The 26,024-nt window shown below is 70.4% G+C and carries 23 protein-coding genes and 2 pseudogenes; 14 read left to right on the forward strand and 11 right to left on the reverse strand.

Going from position 1 to position 26,024, the window contains the following annotated elements; genetic code table 11:
• Positions 1 to 280 precede the first annotated feature (280 nt).
• Positions 281 to 1,975 carry a long-chain-fatty-acid--CoA ligase gene (locus OG361_RS00370; RefSeq protein ID WP_405861976.1) on the forward strand — a complete coding sequence of 565 codons (1,695 nt, stop codon included), beginning with the start codon at positions 281 to 283 and terminating at the stop codon, positions 1,973 to 1,975.
• A 78-nt stretch (positions 1,976 to 2,053) separates the two neighbouring features.
• Complete coding sequence (locus OG361_RS00375; RefSeq protein ID WP_405851227.1) at positions 2,054 to 2,473, forward strand: hypothetical protein; 420 nt, start codon at positions 2,054 to 2,056, stop codon at positions 2,471 to 2,473.
• 166 nt (positions 2,474 to 2,639) lie between these two features.
• Here OG361_RS00375 and OG361_RS00380 read toward each other — a convergent pair whose 3' ends face one another.
• From OG361_RS00380 to OG361_RS00390, 3 genes are read right to left on the reverse strand one after another with little or no spacing between them, the layout of a single operon-like run.
• Positions 2,640 to 2,864, reverse strand: coding sequence for a DUF3237 family protein (locus OG361_RS00380; protein WP_405851228.1), 225 nt, complete (start codon positions 2,862 to 2,864; stop codon positions 2,640 to 2,642).
• A 1-nt stretch (position 2,865) separates the two neighbouring features.
• Positions 2,866 to 4,221, reverse strand: coding sequence for an MFS transporter (locus OG361_RS00385; RefSeq protein WP_405851229.1), 1,356 nt, complete (start codon positions 4,219 to 4,221; stop codon positions 2,866 to 2,868).
• Complete coding sequence (locus OG361_RS00390) at positions 4,218 to 5,456, reverse strand: aminotransferase class V-fold PLP-dependent enzyme (protein WP_405851230.1); 1,239 nt, start codon at positions 5,454 to 5,456, stop codon at positions 4,218 to 4,220. Before OG361_RS00390 ends, OG361_RS00385 begins: the two co-directional genes overlap by 4 nt.
• Between OG361_RS00390 and OG361_RS00395 the strand changes: the two genes are divergently transcribed.
• Complete coding sequence (locus tag OG361_RS00395) at positions 5,455 to 6,894, forward strand: PLP-dependent aminotransferase family protein (protein WP_405851231.1); 1,440 nt, start codon at positions 5,455 to 5,457, stop codon at positions 6,892 to 6,894. The genes OG361_RS00390 and OG361_RS00395 overlap by 2 nt on opposite strands.
• Before the next feature lie 77 nt (positions 6,895 to 6,971).
• Here the strand turns inward: OG361_RS00395 and OG361_RS00400 are convergent, their stop codons facing one another.
• On the reverse strand, positions 6,972 to 7,103 hold the full coding sequence (locus tag OG361_RS00400; protein WP_405851232.1) for a hypothetical protein: 132 nt from the start codon (positions 7,101 to 7,103) through the stop codon (positions 6,972 to 6,974).
• A gap of 56 nt (positions 7,104 to 7,159) precedes the next feature.
• On the opposite strand from OG361_RS00400, the pseudogene OG361_RS00405 reads away from it, so the two are divergent.
• Positions 7,160 to 7,354, forward strand: a pseudogene (locus OG361_RS00405) (IS110 family transposase); the annotation flags it as partial.
• Between the two features lie 208 nt (positions 7,355 to 7,562).
• Here the strand turns inward: OG361_RS00405 and OG361_RS00410 are convergent.
• Both OG361_RS00410 and OG361_RS00415 read right to left on the reverse strand, forming a co-directional pair.
• On the reverse strand, positions 7,563 to 7,871 hold the full coding sequence (locus OG361_RS00410) for a hypothetical protein (protein WP_405851233.1): 309 nt from the start codon (positions 7,869 to 7,871) through the stop codon (positions 7,563 to 7,565).
• A gap of 50 nt (positions 7,872 to 7,921) precedes the next feature.
• Positions 7,922 to 9,160 carry an IS110 family transposase gene (locus OG361_RS00415; RefSeq protein WP_405851234.1) on the reverse strand — a complete coding sequence of 413 codons (1,239 nt, stop codon included), beginning with the start codon at positions 9,158 to 9,160 and terminating at the stop codon, positions 7,922 to 7,924.
• Positions 9,161 to 9,821: 661 nt separating this feature from the next.
• Here OG361_RS00415 and OG361_RS00420 point away from each other — a divergent pair.
• Positions 9,822 to 9,959, forward strand: a pseudogene (locus OG361_RS00420) (transposase); the annotation flags it as partial.
• 88 nt (positions 9,960 to 10,047) lie between these two features.
• Here OG361_RS00420 and OG361_RS00425 read toward each other — a convergent pair.
• The 5 genes from OG361_RS00425 to OG361_RS00445 form a co-directional block, all read right to left on the reverse strand.
• Positions 10,048 to 10,287, reverse strand: a complete 240-nt coding sequence (locus OG361_RS00425; RefSeq protein ID WP_405862708.1) for a hypothetical protein — start codon at positions 10,285 to 10,287, stop codon at positions 10,048 to 10,050.
• 308 nt (positions 10,288 to 10,595) lie between these two features.
• Positions 10,596 to 11,432 carry a ketose-bisphosphate aldolase gene (locus tag OG361_RS00430; protein WP_405851235.1) on the reverse strand — a complete coding sequence of 279 codons (837 nt, stop codon included), beginning with the start codon at positions 11,430 to 11,432 and terminating at the stop codon, positions 10,596 to 10,598.
• 75 nt (positions 11,433 to 11,507) lie between these two features.
• A complete protein-coding gene (locus tag OG361_RS00435; protein ID WP_405851236.1) occupies positions 11,508 to 12,437 on the reverse strand; it encodes an SIS domain-containing protein in 930 nt (309 codons plus the stop codon).
• A 162-nt stretch (positions 12,438 to 12,599) separates the two neighbouring features.
• Positions 12,600 to 13,532 carry a 1-phosphofructokinase family hexose kinase gene (locus tag OG361_RS00440; protein ID WP_405851237.1) on the reverse strand — a complete coding sequence of 311 codons (933 nt, stop codon included), beginning with the start codon at positions 13,530 to 13,532 and terminating at the stop codon, positions 12,600 to 12,602.
• Positions 13,529 to 14,533, reverse strand: coding sequence for an ROK family protein (locus OG361_RS00445; protein WP_405851238.1), 1,005 nt, complete (start codon positions 14,531 to 14,533; stop codon positions 13,529 to 13,531). The genes OG361_RS00440 and OG361_RS00445 overlap by 4 nt, the downstream gene beginning before the upstream one ends.
• 284 nt (positions 14,534 to 14,817) lie before the next feature.
• Here OG361_RS00445 and OG361_RS00450 point away from each other — a divergent pair, with 284 nt between their 5' ends.
• From OG361_RS00450 to OG361_RS00490, 9 genes are all read left to right on the forward strand, one after another.
• Complete coding sequence (locus tag OG361_RS00450; protein WP_405851239.1) at positions 14,818 to 15,615, forward strand: DeoR/GlpR family DNA-binding transcription regulator; 798 nt, start codon at positions 14,818 to 14,820, stop codon at positions 15,613 to 15,615.
• A gap of 391 nt (positions 15,616 to 16,006) precedes the next feature.
• Positions 16,007 to 17,269, forward strand: coding sequence for an extracellular solute-binding protein (locus tag OG361_RS00455; protein WP_405861977.1), 1,263 nt, complete (start codon positions 16,007 to 16,009; stop codon positions 17,267 to 17,269).
• 35 nt (positions 17,270 to 17,304) lie between these two features.
• Positions 17,305 to 18,219, forward strand: a complete 915-nt coding sequence (locus tag OG361_RS00460) for a carbohydrate ABC transporter permease (RefSeq protein WP_405851240.1) — start codon at positions 17,305 to 17,307, stop codon at positions 18,217 to 18,219.
• Positions 18,219 to 19,154: a carbohydrate ABC transporter permease gene (locus OG361_RS00465; protein WP_405851241.1), complete on the forward strand. Its 936-nt coding sequence runs from the start codon at positions 18,219 to 18,221 to the stop codon at positions 19,152 to 19,154. Before OG361_RS00460 ends, OG361_RS00465 begins: the two co-directional genes overlap by 1 nt.
• Positions 19,155 to 19,257: 103 nt before the next feature.
• Positions 19,258 to 20,226: an ROK family protein gene (locus OG361_RS00470; protein ID WP_405851242.1), complete on the forward strand. Its 969-nt coding sequence runs from the start codon at positions 19,258 to 19,260 to the stop codon at positions 20,224 to 20,226.
• A gap of 320 nt (positions 20,227 to 20,546) precedes the next feature.
• A complete protein-coding gene (locus OG361_RS00475) occupies positions 20,547 to 22,688 on the forward strand; it encodes a family 20 glycosylhydrolase (RefSeq protein ID WP_405851243.1) in 2,142 nt (713 codons plus the stop codon).
• Positions 22,689 to 23,000: 312 nt separating this feature from the next.
• Positions 23,001 to 24,389: a rhodanese-like domain-containing protein gene (locus OG361_RS00480; protein ID WP_405851244.1), complete on the forward strand. Its 1,389-nt coding sequence runs from the start codon at positions 23,001 to 23,003 to the stop codon at positions 24,387 to 24,389.
• 97 nt (positions 24,390 to 24,486) lie between these two features.
• The gene (locus OG361_RS00485) at positions 24,487 to 25,071 is read left to right on the forward strand and encodes a rhodanese-like domain-containing protein (protein WP_405851245.1); all 585 of its coding nucleotides are present in this window, start codon (positions 24,487 to 24,489) and stop codon (positions 25,069 to 25,071) included.
• On the forward strand, positions 25,068 to 25,982 hold the full coding sequence (locus OG361_RS00490) for a sulfite exporter TauE/SafE family protein (RefSeq protein ID WP_405851246.1): 915 nt from the start codon (positions 25,068 to 25,070) through the stop codon (positions 25,980 to 25,982). The genes OG361_RS00485 and OG361_RS00490 overlap by 4 nt, the downstream gene beginning before the upstream one ends.
• Positions 25,983 to 26,024 lie beyond the last annotated feature (42 nt).

Here is a 26,024-nt window from a genome sequence, read left to right on the forward strand (position 1 = left end):
GGCCGTCGGGGCAGGGGCACGCCCGCAGACGGGTCACCGGCACACCGGAACGGCCCTGGGATCTGTGCGCGCGACCAGTCCCGTGCCGCGCCGAGGTCCCGCCGCGCGAGGGGGAGTTGTGCGCCGGTACAGCCCGCGCGCGGACTCCTGTGCGCGGATCCCGCCTCTTCGGGGAACCCTTGTCCGTCGCCGGGTGATCACGGTGAGGTGAGCCGTGCGCGTCGTCCCGGGCATCGGGCGCGACGGGCCGACCACAGCCTCACCGCCCCTGGAGACCTCGATGACCCTGTCGCTCGCCGCCGTCCTGGCCGAGTCCGCCCACCGCCACGCCGACCGCGTCGCCGTCGTGGACGGCGGTACCCGGATCACCTACGAGCGACTCTGGGCCGAAGCCCTGGCACAGGCCGGCGCCCTGCGCGGCCTCGGCATCGGCCCGGGGGACCGCGTGGCGCTCATGATGCCCAACTGTGCGGGATTCCCGCGGAGTTACTACGCCATCCTGGCCGCGGGCGCGGTCGTCGTGCCCGTCCATCTCCTCCTCACCGCCGATGAGATCGCGTACGTCCTCCGCGACGCCGACGTGCGCCTCCTCGTCTGCGCCGAGGGGCTCATGGAGACCGGCGCCGCCGCCGCGGCCACCGCCGGTGTTCCCGTGATCGGCGCGCGGGCGGTCGAAGGGACGCCGGACGCGTGGGTGGACACGCTGGAGGCGGCGGCGGGGGCGGTCGGGCCCCTCGCCTCGTACGAGAGCACCGACCCCGGCGACCCGGCGGTGATCTTCTACACGAGCGGGACCACGGGACGGCCCAAGGGCGCGATCCTGACGCATCCGAACCTCGTCATGAACGCGACGGTCAACGCCTTCGACGTCATCGACCTGAGCCGCGAGGACGTCGCCCTCGGCTGTCTCCCGCTCTTCCACACCTTCGGCCAGTCCGTGTCGATGAACGCCCTCTTCCGTATCGGCGGGACGCTGGTGATGCAGACCCGCTTCGATCCCCACCGGGCACTCGACCTGATGGTCGAGGAGGGCGTCACGGTGTTCCACGGCGTCCCCACGATGTACGTGGCGCTGCTCGCGGCGGCCCGCGCCCGGCCGTCCACGATCCTGCCGAAGCCCCGGTACTGCGTGTCGGGCGGCGCGCCGCTGCCCGTCTCGGTCCACCGGGAGGCCGCCGAGGTGTTCGGCGCCCGGATCCTGGAGGGTTACGGGCTCTCGGAGACCTCGCCCAGCGCCACCGTGCACCACCCCGGGTTCGGGGTGCGGCCCGGCACCGTCGGTCACGCCGTGTGGGGGGTGGACGTCGGCATCGCGCTCGCGGACGTCGAGGACTCGGTCGAGCTGCTGCCCGCCGGCGCGCTCGGGGAGATCGTCGTCCGGGGCCACAACGTCTTCGCGGGCTACTTCGGTCGCCCGGAGGAGACGGCGAAGGCCCTGGTGGACGGCTGGTTCAGGACCGGGGACCTCGGCACCAAGGACTCCGACGGCTTCGTCACCGTCGTCGACCGGAAGAAGGACCTCGTGATCCGGGGCGGCTTCAACATCTACCCGAGGGAGGTGGAGGAGATCCTCCTCGATCACCCGTCGGTGGCCGAGGTGGCGGTGATCGGTCTGCCGCACCCGGTGCACGGCGAGGAGGTGTGCGCCGTCGTGGTCCCGAGGACGGATGCGGCCGGCGGCTCGGACGGCGCTGTCGACTTCTCGGAGGACGAGCTCCGGGAGTGGTCGCGTACGAGGCTCGGCCGGCACAAGTACCCCCGGATCGTGGTGCGGACGGACGCGATGCCGCTCGGCCCGAGCCACAAGGTCCTGAAGAGGGAACTGCGGCAGAGGTACGGCCACCTCGTGGCCACGGACCCCGCCGGGGCCGACGGCAGCTCCGGGGCCGGCATCACCACCGGGGCGAAGGGGATCGCTGGGGCGAAGGACACCGCAGGGGTCGAGGAAACCGCCGGGGTCCAGGGCACGGCGTGAAGCGGGATCAGGTCTCTCGGCCGGCTTGAGTGTTGGATACCGACAGTGGGTGCGGTTCGAACTGGAGGAGTGTCGAGGGTGCTGATCGTTTTCAGATGTCGGTCGTGCTCTGCTCCCTTGTCGAATCCGCTCGAGCCATGCGAGTGGAAGCCGCTGCCGTCAGTGAAGGGCAGGGAGCACTACACGTACGGCCCGTCGACGGTGCGGGTGGGCTTCTTCTCCGGTGACCCGGATTCGTTCGGTCCCGCCGGCTCGATCGCCACCTGGGTGATCAACCCGCTGGACGGTGTCCTGCTGCGGCCCCATGTGGACTCGTCGCGGCGTTACGGGTGTTGCAGACCGGACGGGCTCAACGGACCGAACCTGCTGTGCGGCCGCTGCAACAGCGAGGTCGGCATCGAGATCTCCGATTGCTGGACCGAGTACGACGTCCGGCTGTTGAGCACAGCGGTGTCAGAGAGCCCCACCGTCGACCGCGGGAGCCCCAGGGCGCGGTGAGGTCGGCGCTCACGGCGGCCTTGCCCTGAAGACTATGGGAGGTGCCTCTCGTCAGTACGGGAAGAGGACACGCCGAAAGCACCGACGCAAGCCGAGACCAACAGGAATCCTGATGAATTCCAGTCTGGGCAATCAACAGGATTCCTGTCAATGATCCAGCGCGAGGCTACTTGAGCGCGTACATCCGGATGATGACGGCACCTTCGCCGCCCGGGCGGGCGAGCCCGACGAAGACCGTCTCCGCGAGCCAGTGGTGGGCGGGGTCATCCGTACGGAAGACCGGCGACGTGCGGTAGTAATGCCCGGCCTCGGTGGAAGCGCCCTGAGGCGGCGTCGGTCCGCCGCAGCCGGTCGGGCGGCGGGCCGTCGAAGGCCCTTCGACGTGCTCCATGTCAGCCGGCGGCCTGTCCGTCCGTTGCCGCCGTGACGGGTTCTTCCGGTGCCGACGGCAGGCCACGCAGTCGGCTCACCGGGGACAGGACAAGCGCGATCAGTACGGAGGCGGAGCCGATCGCCGCGACCGTCAACGCCTCCCGGGCGCCGATCCGGCCGGACAGCAGTCCCGCGAACAGGCCGCCGAGTGCGCCGCCGCCGAACAGCAGGGTACGGAAGACCGCCGTCATCCGGCCCATCATCGACTGCGGGGTACTGGCCTGGCGCAGGCTGACGATGACGACGCCCGCGACGCCGAGTCCGAGGTAGGTGGTGAAGAAGGAGAGGACGAACGTCCCCACCATCACCGGCCGGGGGCCGGTGGCCAGGGCGATCAGCGTCGGGCCGACAAGGAGGGCCGACTGGGCGACGAGGTAGACCAGCCCGAGCCGGAAGCGCCGGATGACCTTCCGGGAGATCGCCGCGCCGATCAGACCGCCCACGGAGGCAGTGGCGAAGATGCCGCCGAGGGTCGTCGAGTCCAGGTGCAGGTCGCGTGCCCCGTACAGCAGGAACATCGTCCACACGGTGACCATGGAGAAGTTGCAGCAGAACCCGATCAGGGCCAGCGACCGCAGCACCGGGTTCTTCAGCACCCAGCGCAAGCCGTCCCGGAGTTCGGTCGGCAGGTGCCGGCGTGCGGCCGGCGGTTCGGGACGGGGCTCGGGCGTGCGAATGAGCAGGAGCGAGATCAGGGACACCAGATAGGAGAACGCGTCGACGATCAGCGCCACGGGCGCGGTCAGGGCGCCGACCAGGACACCCGCGAGTCCGGGCCCTGCCACATCGGCCGCCGATGAGCTCATCCCCATCTTGGCGCCGGCTTCCACATAGCGCTCGGGGTCGCGTACGAGGGTGGGTACGTACGACATCCAGCTCACGTCGAACAGCACCGAGGCGACGCCGACGGCGCAGGCGATCACCAGCAGCGAGCCCATGCTGAGCACGTCCGTCCAGTACAGGACGGGGACGAGAGCCAGCAGGATCATCCGAACGAGGTTGGCGCCGAGCATGATCCGCCGCCGTCGGGCCCGGTCCACCCACACCCCGAAGACCAGGGCGAGTCCGAGATACGGGACGAGCTGCAGGAACCGCAGGACACCGACCTGCTCGTCGGTGGCGTCGAAGGCGACGATGGCGGTCAGCGGCAGGGCGAGGTTCGTGACCTGGGTGCCGAGGAGCGAGAGGGTCTCGCCGAGCCAGAACCTGAGGAAGTCGCCATGGCGCCAGAGGCTCTTTGTGGACGGCTCCTCGGTGCGTGTCTGCGGATGGGGTCTCCCCCGCTCGAACGGAGTTGAGAGCTTGGGGAAGGTCATCGCCGTCCCCGGCCGGTGAGGTCCGCGACCGCGTCCGCCACGTGGTCCACTTCTTCCTCGGTGTTGTAGTAGTGCGGCGACAGGCGCAGGCACCAGTCGACGTCCTTGTCCCCGAAGTCGAACTGTGCGAACTCGCGGAAGCTGAGAGCCGAGTTGATGCCGCGGGCGTCCATGGCCGCCTTGAACGGCTGCGGCTGCCAGCCCGCCGTCCCGAAGGTGACGAGCGCGGCAAGACGCGGGCCACGGTCGAGCACGCGCACCCCCGGGATCGGTGCGAGCCGCTCGCGGAGCCGGGCCGCGAGCGCCGGGGTGCGCTGCTCGATGGCCTCGATGCCGACCTCGCGGGCATAGCGCGCCGCGGCGGCGCTGCCGAGCACCGTGGCGTACGGGAACTCCCACTCCTCGAACCTGGCCGCCGTCGCCACGGGCTCGTAGCCGCCCGGCTCGGTCCAGCGGGCCCCGTGCATGTCGATGAACAGCGGTTCGTAGCCCGCGCGCAGGACGCGATCGGATACGTACAGGAATCCGGAGCCGCGCGGACCGCGGAGGAACTTGCGGCAGGTGGCGGTGAGGAGGTCGCAGCCGATCTCCTCCACGTCGATGACGAACTGGCCCACCGACTGGCAGGCGTCCACGAGGTAGAGCAGGTCCAGCTCACGGCAGTGGCGGCCGATTTCCGCGACGGGCGAGACGAGGCCCGAGTTGGTGGGGACATGGGTGGCGGACACCAGGCGGGGGCGGTGGGTCCGCATCAGGGCGGCCATCGCCTCCACGTCGACCCCGCCCTCCGGGGTGTTGGGCGCGTGGACGATGCGCACGCCGAATCGCTTGCGCAGGGACAGGAAGGCGATCTGGTTGGAGATGAAGTCGTCACGGGTGGTGAGGATGACGTCGTCGGCCTCGAACGGTATCGACGACAGGGCGTTGGCGTAGGCGTGGGTGGCGCTGCCCGCAAAGGCGATGTTGTCGGGTGTGGTGTTGATGAGGGCGGCGATCTCCGTGTAGAACTCGCGGACTTCGGTGGCCCGTGCGGCCGCGGCCTCGTAACCGCCCAGCCGGGCTTCCAGGTTCAGATGGCCGACCATCGCGTCCGTCACGGGCGTCGGCAGCAGTCCGCAGCCCGCGTTGTTGAAGTGGATGACCTGGCGGCACCCCGGGGTGTCGGCCCGCAGGGCGGCGACGTCCAGCCGAAGTGCTTCCTGACCAGGACCGGAAGCGCTACTGTTGTCTCTCATGAATGACGGTAGCACTTCTGGGGAGTTGGCCGACAGCCTCCGTACGCTGGTCTCCCGGCTGGCGCCCGGCGACCGGCTGCCGAGCAGCCGGGAGCTGATCAAGGAGTACCGGGTCGGCCCGGCGACGGTGGCGCGGGCCATCGCCGCACTGGCCGCCGAGGGCGCGGTGGTGACCCGTCCGGGCAGCGGGACGTTCGCGGCGCAGCTGGGCCGGCTCCGCGACGCGGCCGACGACAGCGGCGCGGATACCGACTGGCAGACGGTCGCCCTCACCGACCGCGCCGTCGACACGCATCTGATCGCCGACCCGCTCGGCCCGCCGCCGGCCGGGACGATCACGCTGGACGGCGGTTACGTGCACCGCTCGCTCCAGCCCACCCGGGCCCTGAGCGCGGCGCTGGCGCGGGCGGCACGCCGTCCGGACGCCTGGGACCGCGCTCCGGCCGGCGGCCTGATGGCGCTGCGCACCGTGTTCGCCCGGAGCGTCGGCGGCAGCGTGGCGCCGGAGGACGTGCTGGTCACCGCCGGCGGGCAGAGCGCCCTGTCGATCGCGTTCCGGGCCATCGCCGGGCCCGGCAGCCCGGTCCTGGTCGAGTCCCCCACCTATCCCCGGGCCCTGGCCGCCGCCCGCGCCGCGGGGCTGCGGCCCGTTCCGGTACCGCTCGACGCCGACGGCCTGCGGCCCGACATGCTGGCCGACGCGTTCGCGATGACCGGCGCACGGCTGCTGTACTGCCAGCCGACCTTCCAGAACCCGACCGGCACCGTGCTCACGCCCGAAAGGCGCCGCCAGATCCTCGACGTGGCGCGCGCCTCGGGCGCTTTCGTACTCGAGGACGACTTCGCACGGCACCTGGGACACGGCGGCGCCGTGCCGCGACCGCTGGTCTCCGACGACCGCGACGGCACGGTCGTCCACGTCACCTCACTCACCAAGCCCGCCGCGCCGAGCCTGCGGATCGGGGCGCTGGTGGCCCGCGGACCGGTCATGGAGCGTATGCGGGCGGTGCGCCTGGTCGACGACTTCTTCGTCACGCGCCCGCTACAGGAAGCCGCGCTGGAAGTGCTCAGTTCCCCCTCCTGGGACCGGCACGTCCGCTCTCTCGGTACGGCGCTGCGGGAGCGGTGCGCCGTGCTGGCCGCCGCGGTCACGCGGGAGATCCCCGGCGCGACCGTGGCCGGGGTGCCTACGGGCGGACTGCACCTGTGGGTTCGCCTGCCGTCGGGGGTGGAGGACACGGTCCTCACCGGCGCCGCCCGGCAACGTGGCGTCGCCGTGAGCGCCGGCAGTCGCTACTTCGCCACCGAGTCCCCGGCGGCTCACCTGCGTATCGGGTTCGCCGCGACGGCCGATCACGCCGAGCTGACCGAGGGTGCACGTCGGCTGGGAGCCGCGCTTGCGGACATCGGCCCTGGGCAGCAGGGGTGCGGCGCATGACAGGCTGATGGGGCCGGGTCGTCGGGATCCGGCGGGCGTCGGCTGGCCGGCCCCCATGCTTGGGGGCCGCCCACGGGTCAGCGGGCGAACACCTCGACTTCGGCCAGCGACAGCGGCCGATTGCTCGCCTCCAACTGGACACGCACGTAGCGGCCGCGGCTGTTGAGGTTCACGATGCGCATGTCCCCGGCGGGGCCGTCGATCCGCACCGCCGTCACCCCGGCGGCGGTGCGGGAGGCGGTCAGGTCCCCGGAGGTGAACTCGCAAGAGGGCCTTCTTCCTCTCCGCGTTCGCCGCCTTGGGTGACCCTGCCTCCCGGGCCTACTACGACAAGAAGATCGCCCAAGGGAAGCACCACACTCAGGCCATGCTCTGCCTCGCCCGGCGCCGCGCGGACGTCCTCTTCGCCATGCTCCGCGACGGAACCTTCTACGAACCCCAGCTGGCCGCCTCGGGCTGAACCTCACCGCCCTCGCCACACACAGGGCAGTCACGCTCGTCGATCGAGTCGATCACGACCGGGTGACCCCAGAAGTCGCACGGGCGGATGGCCTCACCGGCCGCCCCACGAACAGACACGTCCTCACTCACGACAGCCACACTGCCAGACCCACCCGACAACCCCACCGCCTTGACGAAGGGCATAGACACCTCACGTGTCTAACGCGTCAAGTCGTCGGGTTGGGCTCTTCGAACACGGCGCGGTCGTAGAGCCGGTGGTGCCACTCGTTGGTGTCCGGGGCCGGCTTGGTGTTGATGACCGGGTTGGGGCCGGTCTCGATGAGGTGGAGGAGTGTCCAGGCGACCCCGTAGCAGTCGTCGGGGCCGAAGCAGCTGACGAGGGCAGCGGCTTCCTCTCCCGTCACTGGCTTGCTGATCGCTTCGAGCTGGGTGACGCGCCGTTCGATCTCTTTCTCCTCCGCGTCCCAGTCGGGCAGCGGGCCGTCGGCGACGAAGGTCTGCACTTCAGGTCTCATGCCCGAATCATCGACGCTCTCTCGTGGCCCGGACAAGCCTTCCTAGCAGGTCAGGCCGCGTTCTCGGTGAGGACCAGCCCGGTGGCGAAGGCCTCTCGCTCGTCGAACAACTTGTGGTGCTGGAGGCAGTGGTGGAGCTGGCCGATCATGCGGTTGAAGAGGTTGCGCAGGGCGGAGGCATGCCAGTCCGCGTGGTCGTCGCGGCGCTTTCGGTAGTGCGCTTTGGCACCCGGCGAAGAGGTCAGGGCGGCGAACGCCCAGAGGTATCCGGCGTGGTTGAGCCGGTCATTCTTGACCCATCGGCGGGTGACGGCTGACTTCTTCCCCGACGCCCTGGTGATGGGTGACGAGCCCGCGTAGGCCTTCAGCCCGCGGGCGTCGGCGAACCGTTGCCGGTCGTCGCCGATCTCTGCCAGGACCCGGGCGCCGAGCTGAATGCCGAGCCCGGGGAAGCTGAGAATGACCTCGGCGTCCTCGTGCTGGGCGAAGGACTCCTCGACGGCCTGTGCGAGGTTGTCGGCGGCGGTGCAGGCGGCTTCCAGCTGGAGGAGCAGGGCGAGCATCTGCTTGCCGAGGGCGTCCTCGACCAGTGGCAGCTGGCGCGGCCAGTCCGAGCGGAGAGCCTCGCGGAGCCGTTCGGTGTCCGCCTCGATGCCGCGCTTGCGGCCGGCCCGCTTGAGGGCGGCCATGATCTGGGTCCTGGTCAGCCGGCTGGCGATGGCCGGGGTCGAGGCGGCCTTGAGGAGTTCGCGGATCTCGGGCCGGCACAGACCGTTCTGCCAGGTCGCGGCGGCCGCCAGAGCAGCCGGGAAGTACTCGCGAAGCAGGGATCGGAGCTGGTTGGACATCTGCTGCCGGTTCCAAGTGGCATCCTGCTGGGCGCGGGCCAGGACGGCAACGGCGCGGGCCAACTCCGAGTCAGCCGGCAGGGGCCGGTGGGCATGCATGTCGGTGCGGAGGATGTTAGCCAGGACGAGGGCGTCGCCGGGATCGGACTTCTTGCGGGAGACGGCGTGCCGGTCTCGGTAGCGGGCCGCGGCCATCGGGTTGATGGCGAACACCGGCCGCTTCCCGGTCCGGAGGACGGCGACGAGCAGGCCGCGGCTGGTCTCGATCGCGACGGGGATCGGGGTCTCTTCGGTGTCGCCGTACTCGGCGAGCAGGTCCAGCAGGATCTTGTAGCCGGCCGTGTCGTCGGTGATGTGCCGTTTGGCCAGGAGCTGGCCGCTGTCGTCGACGAGGGCGACGTCGTGGGTCTTCTCCGCCCAGTCGATTCCGCAGTAGATCAAGATGTTCCCTCCCCAAGGGTGCAGACGTTTGCGCTGGTCACGAGCGCATGCGGGCCACGCAGCTACCTAATTCCAGGCCTCGGCCGCCAGGGCCGGGCCGCCACCTCACTAGCCGTTCGTGACACCAGCGCACCCCACGGGCCTCGGTCTATGCGGGAGCTCGGACGGCTCGGGCGTATCAAGAGGTCACCGCGGGGCGGGCTCGCACCACCAACACCAACGAGTGATCAAGGCACAGGGTGGTGACGGCCACGAGGACGCCGGACGCCGCCGCTCTATGTGTAGGCATCCGCTGCCCGGGGCACCCAAGGCATCCGCCCGACGCCCACGAGGCCGCCACCACCCAGCGGCCAGGCCGTCCGCACGATCTACCCAGAGGCCTCACGGACCACGGTTGCGACAGGCGTAACGGACCTCACCACTCGAACACCGCCGTGAAGCCACTCAGCACCACCGCGGTCCCTACGAAGGAATTAGGGGCACCCCCCGATACACCGCCTCGGAATCCCGACGAGTAGTCGCACCCGCGTGGACGCCGCCGGAGCACCGCCGGTAGACGGGTGCTCGTCCAGGGGGTGTCTTCCCGATCGGCCCGGGCACCGATTTGGGAGTGTCCGCCTTGGGGTGGTGGGTCCAGGGCTGGCGGGCACCCCGCTGCCAGCCGTCGGCCGCCGTGATCGATGCCCAGTCGATCAAGACCAACGAGGGCGGCGAGGCGCGCGGGTTCGATGCGGGCAAGTGGACGACCGGGCGGAAAAGTCACGTGGTCGTCGACACGTTGGGCCTGCTGCTGGTCGTCGGGCCGTCCAGCGGGCGCCGCCGCCTACGACGTCCACCCGCTCGCACTCAGCCTCGGCTACCGGCCCGCGTGCCTGATCGACACGGGTTCAGTTTCGGCCACTGGACCGGGCCAGCCGTACCACCGCGGCGATGGCAGCGGGGGCCACTATCAAGCCGACCCCGAACATGGCCAGCACCGCGGGTGAGGTCCCGGTGTAGCTCGAGCTCTTCTCGGCCTGGCTTGCCAAGACCCCGGCACCGATGACCGCCAAGGCCGACACGCTCAGGACGAACGCCCCCAGCCCTTTACGCGCGGCCGGCGAGCGCAGAGGAATCAGCGCGATCACCAGCCACACCGCCGCCAGAACGAAAACAACCGGTCCAGCCCCCACAACGCCCCCCAAACCCCAGAAATCACCCTGGAGTTGACACTGTCACGGCTCCCACCCGATGTCACCCCCACCCACCAGCCAGTACCGGCCAATCCTCTGGGCCGTGTCGCCGGCAGGGCACCCGTTTACGACGGGATGCGTGCGTACCACTGGGCGAGCATCCCCCGCCGACCGCGGACCGCGGACCGCCGCCCGCCGGCGAGCCGACCGCGGGGGCAGTGCGATGCGGGGGCGGCCACCGTCGCCGCGCCGGTGGTGCACGGTCAGGGGCCCGCGAGGATGGTCAGCAGACGGGCCACTTCGCCTGCCACCGCGTCCCGGGCCGGGCCGAGGTACTTGCGCGGGTCGGCGATCTCCGGGGACGCCTGCAGGCGTTCGCGCACGGTGCGGGTGAAGATCTTGTTGAGGTGGGTGGAGATGTTGACCTTCGTCATTCCCGCCGCGACGGCCTTGGCGAGGTCGGCGTCGTCGACACCCGAGGAACCGTGCAGCACGAGGGGCACGTCGAGCGATCCCCTCAGCCTGGCGATGAGGTCGAAGTCGAGGACGGCGTCCCGGCTGAGCATGGCGTGCGAGCTGCCGACGGCGACGGCAAGTGCATCGACGGCCGTCGCCGCGGCGAACGCGCGGGCCTCGTCGGGGTCGGTGCGGACGCCGGGGGCGTGCGCCCCGTCCTTGCCGCCGACCTCGCCCAGTTCGGCCTCGACCCAGACGTCGGCACGGTGGCACCGCTCGGTGACGAGCCGTGTCGCGGCGACGTTGTCGTCGTAGGGAAGCTTGGACGCGTCGAACATGACGGAGGTGAAGCCGAGTTCGACGGCTTCCTGGACGAGGTCCGCGGACTCGGCGTGGTCGAGGTGGACCGCCACCGGCACGGAGGCCGCCCGGGCGAGGGCGAGGGTGGCGAGCCCGATGGGGGTGAGCGAGCCGTGGTAGCGGGCGGTGTTCTCGCTGATCTGGAGGATGACGGGCAGCGCCGCCTGCTCGGCTCCGGCGACGATGGCCTCGGCGTGTTCGATCTGTACGACGTTGAACGCGCCGACCCCGCGACGGGTGCTGTGTGCGGGGCCGACGATGTCGTCGGTGGAGGTCAAGGGCATGAAGGTCTTCCCCAATGCGATGGTGGTGCACCGGCTTTGGCCGCCGGTGTCGGCCTCGTGCGCCGAGGGCGCGGCTTACACGGATTCGGTGGCGAGGATCACGGAGCGGCTGAGGTTGCGGGGCCGGTCGGGGTTGTAGCCGCGCGCTTCGGCGAGGATCACGGCGAGGCGCTGGGCGACGATCAGGTCGGCGAGCGGGTCGAGGGCGTCCGCCCCATCCGCGGAGAGGGAGACGAAGAGCCCGCCGACCCGCGCGATGTCGTCGGCGAGACCGTCCGGTTCGGGGCCGAACAGCCAGGTGACGCGGCCGGGGCCGGTGATGCTGATCGGGCCGTGACGGTATTCCATGGCGGGGTACGCCTCGGTCCACGCTCCGGCGGCCTCGCGCATCTTCAGGCCGGCCTCAAGGGCGAGGCCGTAGCTCCAGCCCGTTCCGAGGAACGTGAACTGTTCGGCGCCGGTCACCTCGCCGCTCAACGGAAGGTCGAGGGCGCGCTGAGCGTCCTCGACGGCCTGCGCGAGCGGCCGCACTCCGGCGGGCAGCGCATTCTCGGCCTCCAGGTGCGCGCGCAGCAGGGCCAGCACCGTGGTCGCGAACCGGGTCTGCACGACCGACTCCTCGTCGGCGAAGTCGAGTACGGCGACGGCGTCGGCGGCGGTCATGACAGGCGTCGCCGGGTCCGCGGTGAGGGCGGAGGTCGCGACGGTTCCCTTGACCTTCGCGAGCAGGTCCAGGACCTCGGTGGTGGTGCCGGAGCGGGTGATGGCCAGGATCCGGTCGTAGTGGCGGTCGGCCGGGAACTCGGAGGCGGCGAACGCATCGGTCTCCCCGTGGCCGCCGCGCTCGCGCAGCTGCGCGTAGGCGAGGGCCATGAACCACGAGGTGCCGCAGCCGACCACGGCGACCCGCTCGCCGCGCCGGGGCAGGACATCGGCGAACGAGGCGACGGACTGGGCGGCTCGCCTCCAGGTGTCCGGCTGGGAGGCGATCTCGACAGATGTCATGGAGGTTTCGTGAGTGGTCACGCGAAGTCCTTGCGCTCGAAGGGGCGATGAGGAGGCAATGCAGATGCGGATCCCTCAACATGCTGCGTCACACTCATCAATAATGTCAATTGTTGCGCGATAGTCGCTAGTAATAAGCATCTACGAGCAGTGATGTGGGGCTCACGCGGGGTCGGCCGCGCGCTCCTCCACCACGGAGACATGGCGGAGAAGCCGTTCGTGGACGGCGGCGTCGATGTCACCGGCGACCGGGCAGGGAACCGCGGCGGCGGACAGGGCGACCGCCTGGCGCAGGATGTCCGGCCATGCGGATCCCGCCGCGAGGCCGGCCGCGATCGCGGCCACGCAGGCGTCGCCGGCACCTGTCGGATTACCGGAGAGCCGCTCCGGAGGCGCTGCCCGCCAGGTGCCCTCGGGTGTGATCGCGTGCAGGCCGTCGGCGCCGGCCGACGCGACGACCGCCCGGGCGCCCAGGACCCGCAGCGCCGCGGCGGCTGTGGGGAGGTCGTCGCATCCGGTCGCCGCCGCGATCTCGTCGAGGTTGGGCTTGACCACGTCGGGGCAGGCCTCCAGGGCCTCGATGAGGGCGAGGCCGCTGGCGTCGAGCACCGTGACCACTCCGGCCGCCGCGGCCGTGCGGATCAACCGTGCGTACGCGTCCGTCGGCACCCCCGGGGGGAGGCTGCCGCTCAGGACGGCCACGCGCACGTCCGCGAGCAGCGAGGCGTAGTGCCGAGAGAAGAGCTCCCATTCGGCGGGGTCCACGTGCGGGCCCCGCCCGTTGAAGACGGTCGCGTCGCCGTCGTCGCGTGAGACGACGGCGAGGGTGCGCCGGGAGTCGCCGGCCACGTCGAGGAACGCCTCCCGGACGCGAGCGGCGCGCAGCTCCTCGCGGATCAGGCGGCCGGTGGGTCCGCCGGCGAGGCCCGTCGCAAGGGGGTTGTGCCCGAGAGAGGTGAGGACGCGGGCGACGTTCACTCCCTTGCCGCCCGCTCGTTCGTACGCGGTGTCGACCCGGTGGGAGGCGCGGGGCCGCAGGCTGTCGACGCCCCAGGTGACATCGAGGGCGGCGTTGAGGGTGACGGTGAGGATCATGGCGCGGGTACTCCTGTCAGCTGACTGGTGGGGTTGTGCCCTGCCGCCCGCCAGCCGACGAGACCCGCGCCGAGGCACCCGGCCCAGTCCCCCAGCTCGGCCCGGACGAGTGAGGGTCGCCGCTGGAAGGTGAGCCGTTCCTCGAGCCCGGCCCTCAGGGGGGCGAGGAGGAGTTCGCCGGCCTCGGCGAGGCCGCCCCCGAGCACGATCGTCTCCGGCGCCAGCAGGGTGGCGGCGGTCGCCAGCGCGTCCGCCAGCCCGTCGGCCGCCTGCTGCCATACGGCTCGCGCCACGGGGTCGCCTTGTACGGCCAGGGCCGCGACGTCCGCGGCGCCGGTCACCGTCCGGCCGGCGCGCGCGGTGTACGCGGCGGCGACGGCGGTGGCGGAGGCCACGGTCTCCAGGCAGCCCGCGCTGCCGCAGGCGCACGGGCGCCCCCCGGACTCGACGACGACATGGCCGAGTTCGCCGGCGTAGCCGCCGGAGCTGATCGGTTTCCCGTCGCAGACGAGGGCGGCCGCGATACCGGTGCCGATGGCCACGAAGAGCACGTTCCGCGCTCCGCGCGCGGCCCCGAGGGCGTGCTCGGCCAGGCCGCCCGCGCGCACGTCGTGGCCCAACGCGACGCGCAGTCCGGTGCGTTTCTCCAGGAGCGTGGCGAGCGGGAGGTCGCGCCATCCGATGTTCGCCGACCACACCGCCTGCCGCAGGTCGTCGTCGACGATGCCCGGCACCACCACGCCCGCGTGGTGCACCGGCAGTGCTCTCTCGGAGGCCATCGCGTTCAGGGTGAGCAGAGTGTCGGCGATGGCATCGACGACGGCGAGCGGTCCATCGGCGCGCGGTGTGGGCCGGCGAAGCGTTTCCAGCGGCCGCATGCCGTGGTCGAGGACAGCCCCCTTCATTCCGGTACCGCCGACGTCGAGGCCGAGCACACACCCCTGCGCGTGGGCAGGTGGCGAGATGCCTCCGGCCAGGGTCGAGGAGCTGTCGCCGTCCATGAGTATCACGCCTCCATTTGATTGAATCTGCATATTAGACATGACTAATGAACAACTTCCAGCAGCTCACGTGAGTGGAGTATCACGCGCAGATGCCCCTTCCGTCCAGGACTCCGAGGCCCGAGTTCCGCGCCGTGCGCGTATCGCCCCCAGGTGCGCGGTGCGCGATCCGCGGCGTTACGATCAGCCCCGCGCATGTCTCTCGAGGGGACCGGTCGACCGGTCGCGCAGGCAGTCCTCGCCCCTCGGCATCGGAGTTCCAGGGCACGGAGGGGAAGCGGCGCATGTCCAAGCAGGAGCGATGGAGCAAGCTGCTGGAGTTGCTCGCGGTCGACGGCAGGCTGGAGGTCGAGGGGGCGGCGGCCACGATGGCCGTGTCACCGGCGACCATCCGGCGCGACCTCGACGAACTGGCTGATCAGCAGCTGCTCGTCCGTACGCGTGGCGGGGCCATCGCGCACGGCGTCTCGTACGAACTTCCACTGCGGTACAAGTCCTCACGACAGGTCTCGGAGAAGCAGCGCATCGCGAGCGCCGTGGCGGATCTGCTGACCCCGGGGGACGTCGTGGGGCTCAACGGCGGCACCACCACCACGGAGGTGGCGCGGGCCCTGACCCTCCGGTCAGGCGGTCTGGCGGAGCGCGGGGAAAACTCCGCCGGGCCGATGTTCACCGTCGTCACGAACGCCCTGAACATCGCGAGCGAACTGGCGGTCCGTCCGCAGTTCAAGATCGTGGTGACCGGTGGCGTGGCACGGCCCCAGACGTACGAGCTGGTGGGCCCGCTGACCCAGGGAGTCCTGAACCAGGTGGTGCTCGACGTCGCCGTACTCGGCGTCGACGGCGTGGACCCGCGGCTCGGCGTGATGACACACCACGAGGACGAGGCCGGCATCAGCAGACTCCTGACGGAGCGCGCCCGCCAGGTGATCATCGCGACGGACTCGTCCAAGATGGGCAAGCGCGCCTTCGCCAGGATCTGCGGCCTCGACCGCATCGACGTGCTCGTCACCGACTCCGGTCTCGCCCCCGACATGGCGGCGCGGCTCACCGAGGCGGGCATCGAGGTCATCAGCGTCTAGGAGCGTCCGGCGGATCAGGGTCGGGGTCGCTATACGACCCTGATCCGCCGGACACCCCCTGGAGCCGTACCCGCTCGCCTCGCTCGACACCGTGAAAGGGCGCCCCCGCCCGGGGGCGCCCTTTCACGCATGCCCTCGCACGGCTTCACGCATGCCCTCGCACGGCCGAACCCGCCCGTAAACCCCCTGCCGCCGACCCATAGGCATCTTTTACGTAACGGACCTAGTCCCGCACCACCTTCGTCATGTTTACTCTGACCACAGCAGATGCTCGTTAATGAGCGAAACCTGACCGAACAACCCATATTTGAGCACGCTCCGGATCTGCTGCAGTTCCCAGCCACACGGCCGTGTCGCCTCCGACCGGTCAGGAGACAAGGCGGTACCGATGATGAACAAGCGGATGATCACGGCGGCCTGTACGGGCGCTCTCGGCGCCCTCGCCCTCACGGCCTGCGGCAGCGGAGGGGGCGCGTCGGACAACGGGGACGTGACGCTGAAGCTGGTGGCGGCCGACTACGGCGACAAGGCGTCGAACAGTTCGACGGCGTACTGGAAGGACGTCGCGCAGCGCTTCACCGCCGCCAACCCGAAGATCAAGGTCGATGTCCAGGTGATCAACTGGAATGACATCGATTCTCAGGTCAAGACGATGATCCAGAGCGGTAACGTGCCGGACGTCCTGCAGACGGGTGGGTACGCGGACAAGGTCGCGGACGATCTGCTGTACAAGGCGGACGAGGTGCTGTCGGAGAAGACGCGTGCCAATCTGATCGGCAGCTTCGCCAAGGCCGGTGAGGTCGAGGGCACGCAGTACGGCATCCCGTTCGTGTCCTCGGCGCGGGCGTTCTTCTACAACAAGGCGATCTTCGCCAAGGCGGGTGTCACCGAGGCGCCGAAGAGCTGGGACGAGCTGAAGGCGGCGGCGGAGAAGGTCAAGGCGAAGGTGCCGGGCGTGACCCCGTACGCGCTGCCGCTGGGTCCGGAGGAGGCCCAGGGCGAGTCGCTGATCTGGGAGCTGGGCAACGGTGGTGGTTTCACGGATGCCAAGGGCGCGTACACGCTGAACAGCAAGGCCAACGTCGAGTCGTTCGCGTGGCTGAAGGCGAACCTCGTCGGTCCGAAGCTGACCTATGCCAACCCGGCGACGACGGACCGCAAGACCGCGTTCGCGGACTTCGCGGCCGGCAAGACCGCGATGCTCAACGGTCACCCGTCGCTGATCCAGATGTCCAAGGACGGCAAGGTCGACTACGGGGTCGCGCCGATCCCCGGCAAGAGCGGGGCGCTGACCTCGACGCTGGGTGTGGCCGACTGGATGATGGCGTTCAAGGACAACGGGCACAAGGAAGAGGTCCGGGCGTTCCTCGACTTCGCGTACTCCAAGGAGAACACGCTGAAGTTCGACGAGATGTACAACCTGATGCCGGTCACCAAGGACACGCTGAAGGAGATGACCACCAACGGCAAGCACAAGGACCTCGAGCCCTTCTTCTCTCTGCTGCCGAACGCGGTCTTCTACCCGCTGGGTGACACCACCTGGGACGCCGTCTCCGCCGAGATCAAGAAGAGCGGCGGCACGGCCGTGAACGACCCCGCGAAGGTGCTGGGCGAGCTGCAGAAGAAGGCGGAGGCAGCGGCCGCCGACCAGTAGGCCCCGCGCACCGCACCGTCACGGAAGGCACCCTCGTGTCCACCACCTCTTCCGCCACCCGTCCCGGCCGCAAGGGCCGGGGCGGCCTGGCCCGCCTGGGTCCGCTGCCCTGGATCGGACCCGCGGTCCTGCTCATCGTCCTGGTCGTCCTGTGGCCCGTCTACGAGATGGTCCGCACCTCGTTTCTGAAGATCAGCAGCAGCGGTTTCGTCCGCGGCTCGGCCGGCTTCGACAAGTACACGCAGCTGTTCGAGGAACCCTCGCTGCCCTCGGTCATCGTCTCCACCGTGGTGTGGACGGTGGTCGTGGTCACCGCCACCATGGTGATCTCCCTGGCCCTGGCCCAGCTGTTCAACCAGAAGTTCCCCGGCCGCCGGCTCACCCGCTGGGCACTCATCGCACCCTGGGCCGCGTCGGTCGTGATGACCGCCATCGGCTTCAAGTGGATGCTCAACCAGACCGCCGGCGTCCTCAACACCCTGATGACCGACCTCGGCCTCATCGACGGCCCCCAGGACTGGCTCGGCGACCCGTCCACCGCCTGGCCGTGGATGATGTTCGTCGCGGTCTTCGTCTCCCTGCCGTTCACCACGTACACCCTGCTCGCCGGACTGCAGACCGTCCCCGAGGAGATCTACGAGGCGGCCAAGGTCGACGGAACCACCACCTGGCAGACGTATCTGAAGATCACCCTCCCGCTGCTGCGGCCGGCGCTGCTCGTCGGCATGGTGATCAACCTGATCAACGTCTTCAACTCGTTCCCCATCATCTGGAGCATGACCCACGGCGGCCCGGACAGCGACACGGCCACCACCACCGTGTTCATGTACCAGCTCAAGAACTCCGACATCGGCCAGTCCGCGGCGATGTCCGTCGTCAACTTCGCCCTCGTCGTGGTCATGGTCGTCGTCTTCCTCAAGGCCAGCCGCTGGAACCAGGAGGAGAACTGATGACTCAGCGCACCCACAACCCCGCAGGGACCACAGGGACCACAGGGACCACCCGGAAGGTCCCGGCCCCCCGCTCCGGTGCGGGGGGCCCACGGCCCGGCGCGCCCCGGGCCCCCCGCGCCCTGAGCCCGCGGACCCTTCTGATCACCGCCGTCGCCTGGCTGCTCGCGGCCCTGTTCCTGATGCCCTACGCGGAGATGATCGTCACCGCTCTGCGGCCGGCGCACGAGCTGCGTGACGCGACCTACCTGCCGAGCGCGTTCGAGTGGGCGAACTTCGTCGACGTCTGGCGCGAGTCCCACCTCGCCGACAACCTCCGCGTCACCCTGCTCGTCTCCGCCGGATCCACCCTGCTCGTCCTGGTGGTGGCCATCCCCGCCGCGTACTACACCGCGCGCATGAAGTTCCGCGGCCGCAAGCTGTTCCTGCTGCTGGTGCTCATCACCCAGATGTTCCAGCCGACCTCGCTGCTCGTCGGTCTCTACCGCGAGTTCTACCAGCTGGACATGCTCAACTCGGTCTGGACCCTGATCCTCTGCAACGCGGCCTTCAACCTGGCCTTCGCGATCTGGATCCTCACCGCGTACTTCTCCTCGATCCCCGAGGCACTCGAGGAAGCCGCCATGATCGACGGCCTCGGCCGGGGAGGCGCGCTCCTGCGGATCACCCTGCCACTCGCGATGCCCGGCGTCGTCACCGCGATGATCTTCACCTTCATCGCCGCCTGGAACGAGTTCGTCATGGGCCTGACCCTCTCCACCATTCCGGAGAGCCAGCCGCTGACGGTCGGCATCAACAGCTTCATCGGCAACTACACCGTCCAGTGGAACTACCTGTTCGCCGGCTCGGTCATCGCCATCGTGCCCGTCGTCATCCTCTTCGCACTCATCGAGCGCAAGGTCGTCTCCGGCCTCACCGCCGGCTCCGTCAAGTAGCAGCTCTGTGAACACTGCAGTAGGAGGGGAGCGGGTGCCGCCGACGGCGGCACCCCTCCCGAGGCCGCCGGCCGTACGACGCCGACGCGCGGATCACGGCACCGTGATCGCCCTACAGGTGGGAGCCGCCTTCATCCAGGGGTGCGTGGTGGGCCCCGACGGGTCCCCACACAGCAGGGAGCGCTGGTTCACCCGGCCCGAACGGGGGCCGGACGCCGTCCTTGAGAGCGTCCTCGCCTGTGCCGCCTCGCTCGCCGAACGCTGTCGTCCCACGGCAGCGGGCGTGGCCCTTCCCGGCGTCGTCGACGACGCGTCGGGGCGGGCCGTCCACGCCACCGCCCTGGGATGGCACGGCATCCCGGTCCAGGACTGGGTGGCCGAGCACCTGGACCTGCCCGTCGCCGTCGGCCACGACGGACGTACGGGGGGACTCGCCGAGGCGCGCGCGGGGGCCGGCAGCGACTGCCGGAACTTCCTCTACATCTCGGTGGGCGACGGCATCACGGCCGCGGCGATCGTCGACGGCAGGGCCGTCCAAGGCGACCACGACGGGATGGGAGGGCTCGGCGGGACTGGCGATCGCGGCGGGACAGGAGAGCACAGCGGGACAGGAGAGCTCGGCCACATCGTGGTCCGGCCGGAGGACGGCGAACCCTGCCACTGCGGCCGTCACGGGTGCTTGGAGACCGTCGCCTCCACCACCGCCGTCACACGGCGGTACGCCCGGATGACCGGCTGGCGGGGGATCACCGCCCGCGAGGTGTACCACCGTGCCGATGCTGGGGATCCGCACGCCCGCGTCGTCTGTTTGGACGCCGCGGACGCGCTGATCGGCGTCCTGGCGACGGCGGTCCGCCGCCACTCCCCGGAACGGGTGGTCATCGCCGGTGAGCCGGCCGCCGCAGGGGCGTCGCGCCTCACAGCGCTCGGGGCGACTCTCGCGGGTCGTCTCGCCTCCCCCGCCGTACCGGAGTTCCGGCCGGCACACTTCGGTGACATGGCGGGCTGCGTGGGGGCGGCCTTCCTGGCCCGGGACAGGGCGCTGGAAAACAGCAAAGCTACGGCCGGGTAGGCCTTGACGCTCCCCCTACCCCCTGACACCTTTTGACTGGAGTTGCACACAACAAGCGATAGTGCAGCAACTTCAAGCATGAATCGTGCTCCCCCCGCTGCACGCCTCGCATGTGCCTCGCACATAGCCAACGGCTCGCAGCGCGGCGGGACTTCGACGGCCGGTACGCGCCCCCAGTGCGCCGGGCGGACCGAGAACGGTCCGAGGACCCGGCGTCCGATACCACGCCTCACCGTCGCCGTCACCGGCGCGCATCGCGCCCTCCAGGCCGCCCCTCCCCAAGGTAAGGCCCCGTGCCCTTCCGTCCGAAGGAGTCAACCATGCACTGGTTGAACCGACGAGGCAGATGCCTCGCCGCACTCGCCACCGTCGCCCTCTCGCTTCCCCTGCTGCCGGCGACGGTCTCCCAGGCGGCGATCGCTGCTCCCGAGCCCACCACCTCCGCCCCGTACGCCCTCGTGCCGCAGCCGGTCTCCCAGGAGGCGGTGAAGGGCAAGGGATTCACACTCACCGCCCAGACTCGTATCACCGTCCTGTCGAAGGACGCGGCGGCGATGGGCGTGGGCACCTACCTCGCCCGGCAGCTCGCCCCGGCCACCGGCTACTCCTACCGCGTCGCCACTGCGCCCCGGGCGATAACTCGGACCGTCGTCCTGGACCCGAACGGCCCCGAAGGACTGGGGGCCGAGGGATACACCCTGGTGTCCGGCGAGGAAGGGGTCGTCGTGCGGGCCCACGGTGCCGAGGGCCTGTTCCGCGGCGTGCAGACGCTGCGGCAGCTCCTCCCGGCCGCGGTGGAGTCGCCCACCCGACAGGCCGGCCCCTGGACCGTCGCCCCTGTACGGATCTCCGACTCGCCCCGCTACCCGTACCGCGGCGCGATGCTGGACGTCGCCCGCCGCTTCTACCCCGTCGAGCAGGTCAAGCGCTTCATCGACCAGGCAGCCACGTACAAGATCAACACGCTGCATCTGCACCTGACGGACGACCAGGGCTGGCGCATCGCCATCGACGAGATCCCGAGTCTGACCCAGGTGGGCGCCAGTACGCAGAGCGGCTTCACCGGCGGGCAGGGCTGGTACTACTCGGCGGCCGACTACAAGGAGATCATCGCCCACGCGAAGTCCCGGTTCATCACGGTCGTGCCGGAGATCGACGGTCCCGGCCACACCATGGCGGCACTGGCCTCCGTGCCGGAGCTGAACTGCGATGACAAGGCGAAGCCGCCCTACTCCGGCTTCGAAGTCGGCATCAGTCTCTACTGTCTGGAGGACGAACGGCACACGGCCAACATGAGCCGCTTCCTGAGCACCGTCATCAAGGCGGTGGCCGAGCTCACCCCCGGCCCGTACATCCACCTCGGCGGCGACGAGACTCCGCAGGCCACCTCCGACCAGTACGCGGCCTACGTCAAGGCGGCCACCTCGGAGACCACCGCGCGGGAGAAGACCGTGATGGGCTGGCACCAGCTCGGCCAGGCCTCGATCCCGTCCGGCAGCATCATGCAGTTCTGGGGCGAGGAGGACGACCGGGAGAGCATCGGGACGGCGGAGGAGACCGAGTCCATCCGCTTCGTCCGCAACGGAGTCGCCCAGGGCGCCAGGTTCGTCATGTCGCCGTCCGACCACGCCTACCTGGACATGAAGTACGACGTGTCCACCCCTTACGGGCTGAGCTGGTCCGGCTACGTGCCGGTGCGGAGGTCCTACGAGTGGGACCCGGAGACCAGCACCGCCAAGCCGGACGGCACCGGCTCGATCGTCCCGGCGCAGCAGATCGCCGGCGTCGAGGCCGCACTGTGGGCCGACCGCGCCTACGAGGGCAGCAACGCGCTGCCGACCCCGGCCACCCGCTGGCCCGAGCCTTCCGCCTACACGGACTACATGAGCTTCCCCCGCCTCCCCGCCCTCGCCGAGGTCGGATGGACACCCCGGTCCGCTCGCGACTGGAAGAGCTTCCGCCAGCGCCTGGCCCAGCACGGACCGCGCTGGACGGCTGCCGGAATCGACTACCACCCCGCCCCGGGCGTTCCCTGGCCCGGCACCGTCACCGTCGTGGAGGGCCCGCACAGCGTCGAGACCGAAGGAAAGGCTCTGGACAACCCGGGCGGCTCCACCAGGGCCGGCACCGCGCTGGTGATGTGGGCGCCGAACCGCGGCAGCAACCAGACGTGGACGTTCACCCGCCAGTCCGACGGCCTCCACACCATGACCAACAAGACATCCGGGATGTGTGCGGACGCCGGCGACGGTTCCGGGCCGGTCGGTACCGCCGTCGTCCAACGGCCGTGCACGGGCGAGATCGGTCAGCGCTGGAAGGTCACTCCGCTCGACGACGGCGAGTACACCATCGCCTCGGCAGCGAGCGGATTCGTACTCACCGCCGCCTCCGCCACGGACGGAGCCAAGGTGACCCAGCAGGTGGACACCGGCGCGGCGCTCCAGCGCTGGTCGCTCGAATAACCGTCCTCGTAACCGCCCTCACCTGGGACTGAAACGCCCCGCTCCGGACAGGCCTCGCGCCTGTCCGGAGCGGGGCTGTTGGCTTTACGGCCGCGTCCGGCGGGCGTCGTGTGAACGGATACCCCTCGAGGTATGGAGGTCGGGCTCCGAGGGTGCGCCGCGAGCGCGATCCCAGGATACCCAGGGGGGTATTTGACTTTCCCTTCGGCGTCGACTTACGGTCGAGTACGTAAATACCCAGGGGGGTATCAGAGGCAAGGGATAAGCGCTCTCGCCCCGACCCGGGTGCGCGTTCCTCATGAAGGGATTGCCGTGTTCTTCACCCAGTACTACCTCGACTGCCTCTCCCAGGCGTCGTACATGATCGCCGACGAGGAGAGCGGCCGCGCCGTGGTCGTCGACCCGCGACGGGACGTCTCCGAGTACCTGGCCGATGCCTCCGCGCACGGGTTCACGGTGGTCGGCGTGATCAACACGCACTTCCACGCGGACTTCGTCGCCGGCCACCTGGAGATGGCGGACGAGACCGGTGCCTGGATCGGCTACGGCCGCCGGGCCGAGACCGAGTACCCGATCCGCAAGCTCGGCGGGGGAGAGCGGATCCCGCTCGGCGACGTCACCCTGCAGGTCATGGAGACGCCCGGGCACACCCCGGAGTCGATCAGCGTCCTCGTGTACGAACACGCCGACGACCCCGTCCCGTACGGCGTCCTCACCGGCGACGCGCTGTTCATCGGCGATGTCGGCCGGCCCGACCTGCTCGCCTCCGTCGGCGTCACCGCCGAGGAGCTCGGCGCGATGCTCCACGACAGCGTGCAGAACAAGCTGATGGGCCTTGCCGACGAGGTGCGGGTCTTCCCCGCGCACGGCTCCGGGTCGGCCTGCGGCAAGAACCTGTCCACCGAGAAGCAGTCCACCATCGGTGAGCAGCGCACCACCAACTACGCGTGTGCCCCCATGAGCCGTGAGGAGTTCGTCGCGCTCGTCACCGCCGGACAGCCGGCCGCACCTGGCTACTTCGCCTACGACGCCGAGCTCAACCGCAAGGACCGGGTCCGCTACGACTCCTCGGCGGCCCCACGGCCACTGTCGCTCGCCGAGTTCACCGAGCTGCGGGCCGCCGGCGCGGTCGTGGTGGACACACGCGCCCCGCAGGAGTTCGCGGGCGGGCACCTGAGTGGTGCGGTGAACGTGCCCGCGGACGGGCGGTTCGCCGAGCAGGCGGGCACCGTCCTCGATCCGGCCGACGAGCTGGTCGTCATGGCACCGCAGAACCGGGAGGAGGAAGTCGTCACGCGGCTCGCCCGCATCGGCTTCGACCGGGCCGTGGGTTACCTGCGCAATCCCGAGGACGCCCTGGAGGAACTCGCCGACGAGGTCGCTCCCGCGAGCCGCGTGACCGCCGCGCATCTGCGTGCCGCCCTCGCCGGCGACAACCCGCCCGTCGTGGTGGACGTCCGCACCTGCGGCGAACGCGAGGCGAACGGCTTCATCGACTCCGCCCTGCACATCCCGTTGAGTGAACTGCCCGCGCGCAGCGGCGAACTGCCCGCCGACCAGCCCCTCGTCCTGCACTGCGCCGGCGGCCACCGTTCCTCCATCGCGGCGAGCCTGCTGCGCCACCGCGGCTTCCGGGACGTCTCCGACATCCTCGGCGGATACACCGCCTGGGCCCTGTCGGCCCAGGACGTCAGCGCCTGACCGGTCCCCCACTCCCCCGGGCCCGCGCCTCGCCCGGGCCCCCCACACTCCCGCACATACCCCCCTAGGTATATTCGGGCAACCCGAACGGAACCCCATGAGCACCACCCCCGCGCCCAATCCCTCCCTCACCCACGCCAGTTTGCATCGACTCGTCCAGGAGGGGCGGGCACCGCGCCTGCTCGACGTGCGCACGCCCGGTGAGTTCCGTACGGCACACATTCCGGGCTCGTACAACGTGCCCCTGGACACCCTCCGTGAGCACCGGGCCGAGCTCCTGGCCCACCTCGACGAGGACGTCGTTCTCGTCTGCCGTTCCGGGGCCCGCGCCGCCCAGGCCGAGAAGGCACTCTCCGAGGCCGGACTGCCGAACCTCCGCGTCCTGGAGGGCGGCATCGTCGCCTGGGAGACGGCCGGCGCGCCGGTCAACCGGGGTCCCGAGCGGTGGGACATGGAGCGTCAGGTCCGGCTCGTGGCCGGCTCGATCGTGCTGGCCACCGGCCTGGTCGGGGTGTTCGTGCCGGGCGCGCACCTGATCGGCACCGCGATCGGTGCCGGCCTGACGTACGCGGCCGTCAGCAACTCGTGCGCGATGGGTGTCCTGCTGTCCAAGTTGCCGTACAACCGCGGGCCGCGCCCCGACATCCGCACGGTGATCGCGGAGCTGCGGAGCACGCCGTGACCGCCCTGGTCGTCGCGGCATCCCTGGTCGTCGGCGTCAGTCTCGGCATCCTCGGTGGCGGCGGCTCGATCCTGACCGTGCCGATCCTGGTCTATCTCGCCGGGCAGGACACCAAGGAGGCGATCGCCACCTCGCTCTTCGTGGTCGGCGTGACCAGCCTGGCCGCGCTGGTCCCCCACGCTCGGGCCCGGCGGGTCCGCTGGCGGACCGGGCTGCTCTTCGGCGCGTTCAGCATGGCCGGCGCGTACGGGGGCGGACGGCTCGCCGAGTACGTCCCGGGTACGGTCCTGCTCGTCGCCTTCGCCCTGATGATGCTGGCCACCGCTGTCGCGATGCTCCGCAGGCCCCGGCGCGGCCGGGAGAGGACGCGGCCCGCGCACGGCGAACTGCCCCTGAAGCACATCGCGGTGGAGGGTCTCGTCGTCGGCGCGGTGACGGGGCTGGTCGGCTCCGGTGGCGGCTTCCTCGTCGTTCCGGCCCTCGCCATACTCGGCGGACTGCCGATGGGCATCGCGGTCGGCACCTCGCTGCTCGTCATCGCCATGAAGTCCTTCGCCGGACTCGCCGGGCACCTTTCGGGCGTCGGGATCGACTGGCGCCTCGCGCTGACCGTGACGGCCGTCGCGGTGGTCGGCAGCCTGGCCGGCGGCCGGCTCGCGGGCCGCATCCCCCAGGACGCGCTGCGCAAGACGTTCGGCTGGTTCGTGGTCGTCATGGGCGTCTTCGTGCTCGCGCAGCAGCTCGACACCGCCGTCTGGACCCACCCGGCCACGTGGGCGGGGCTCGGAGCCGTGGTGACCAGCGCGGTCGCCGCCCGGCTGTGGCGGGCCGCGCGGCCACGCTCCGCGCTGCCGCCACGGAGGCCTTCCACGCCCGTGGAGGGACGCGAGGAGAGCAGAGTAAAGTCCTGACTTATACCCCTTGGGGTATTCTTGCCAGGGGGTGAAGGAGGA

Source organism: Streptomyces sp. NBC_00090, from assembly GCF_045160815.1.
GTDB lineage: Bacteria > Actinomycetota > Actinomycetes > Streptomycetales > Streptomycetaceae > Streptomyces.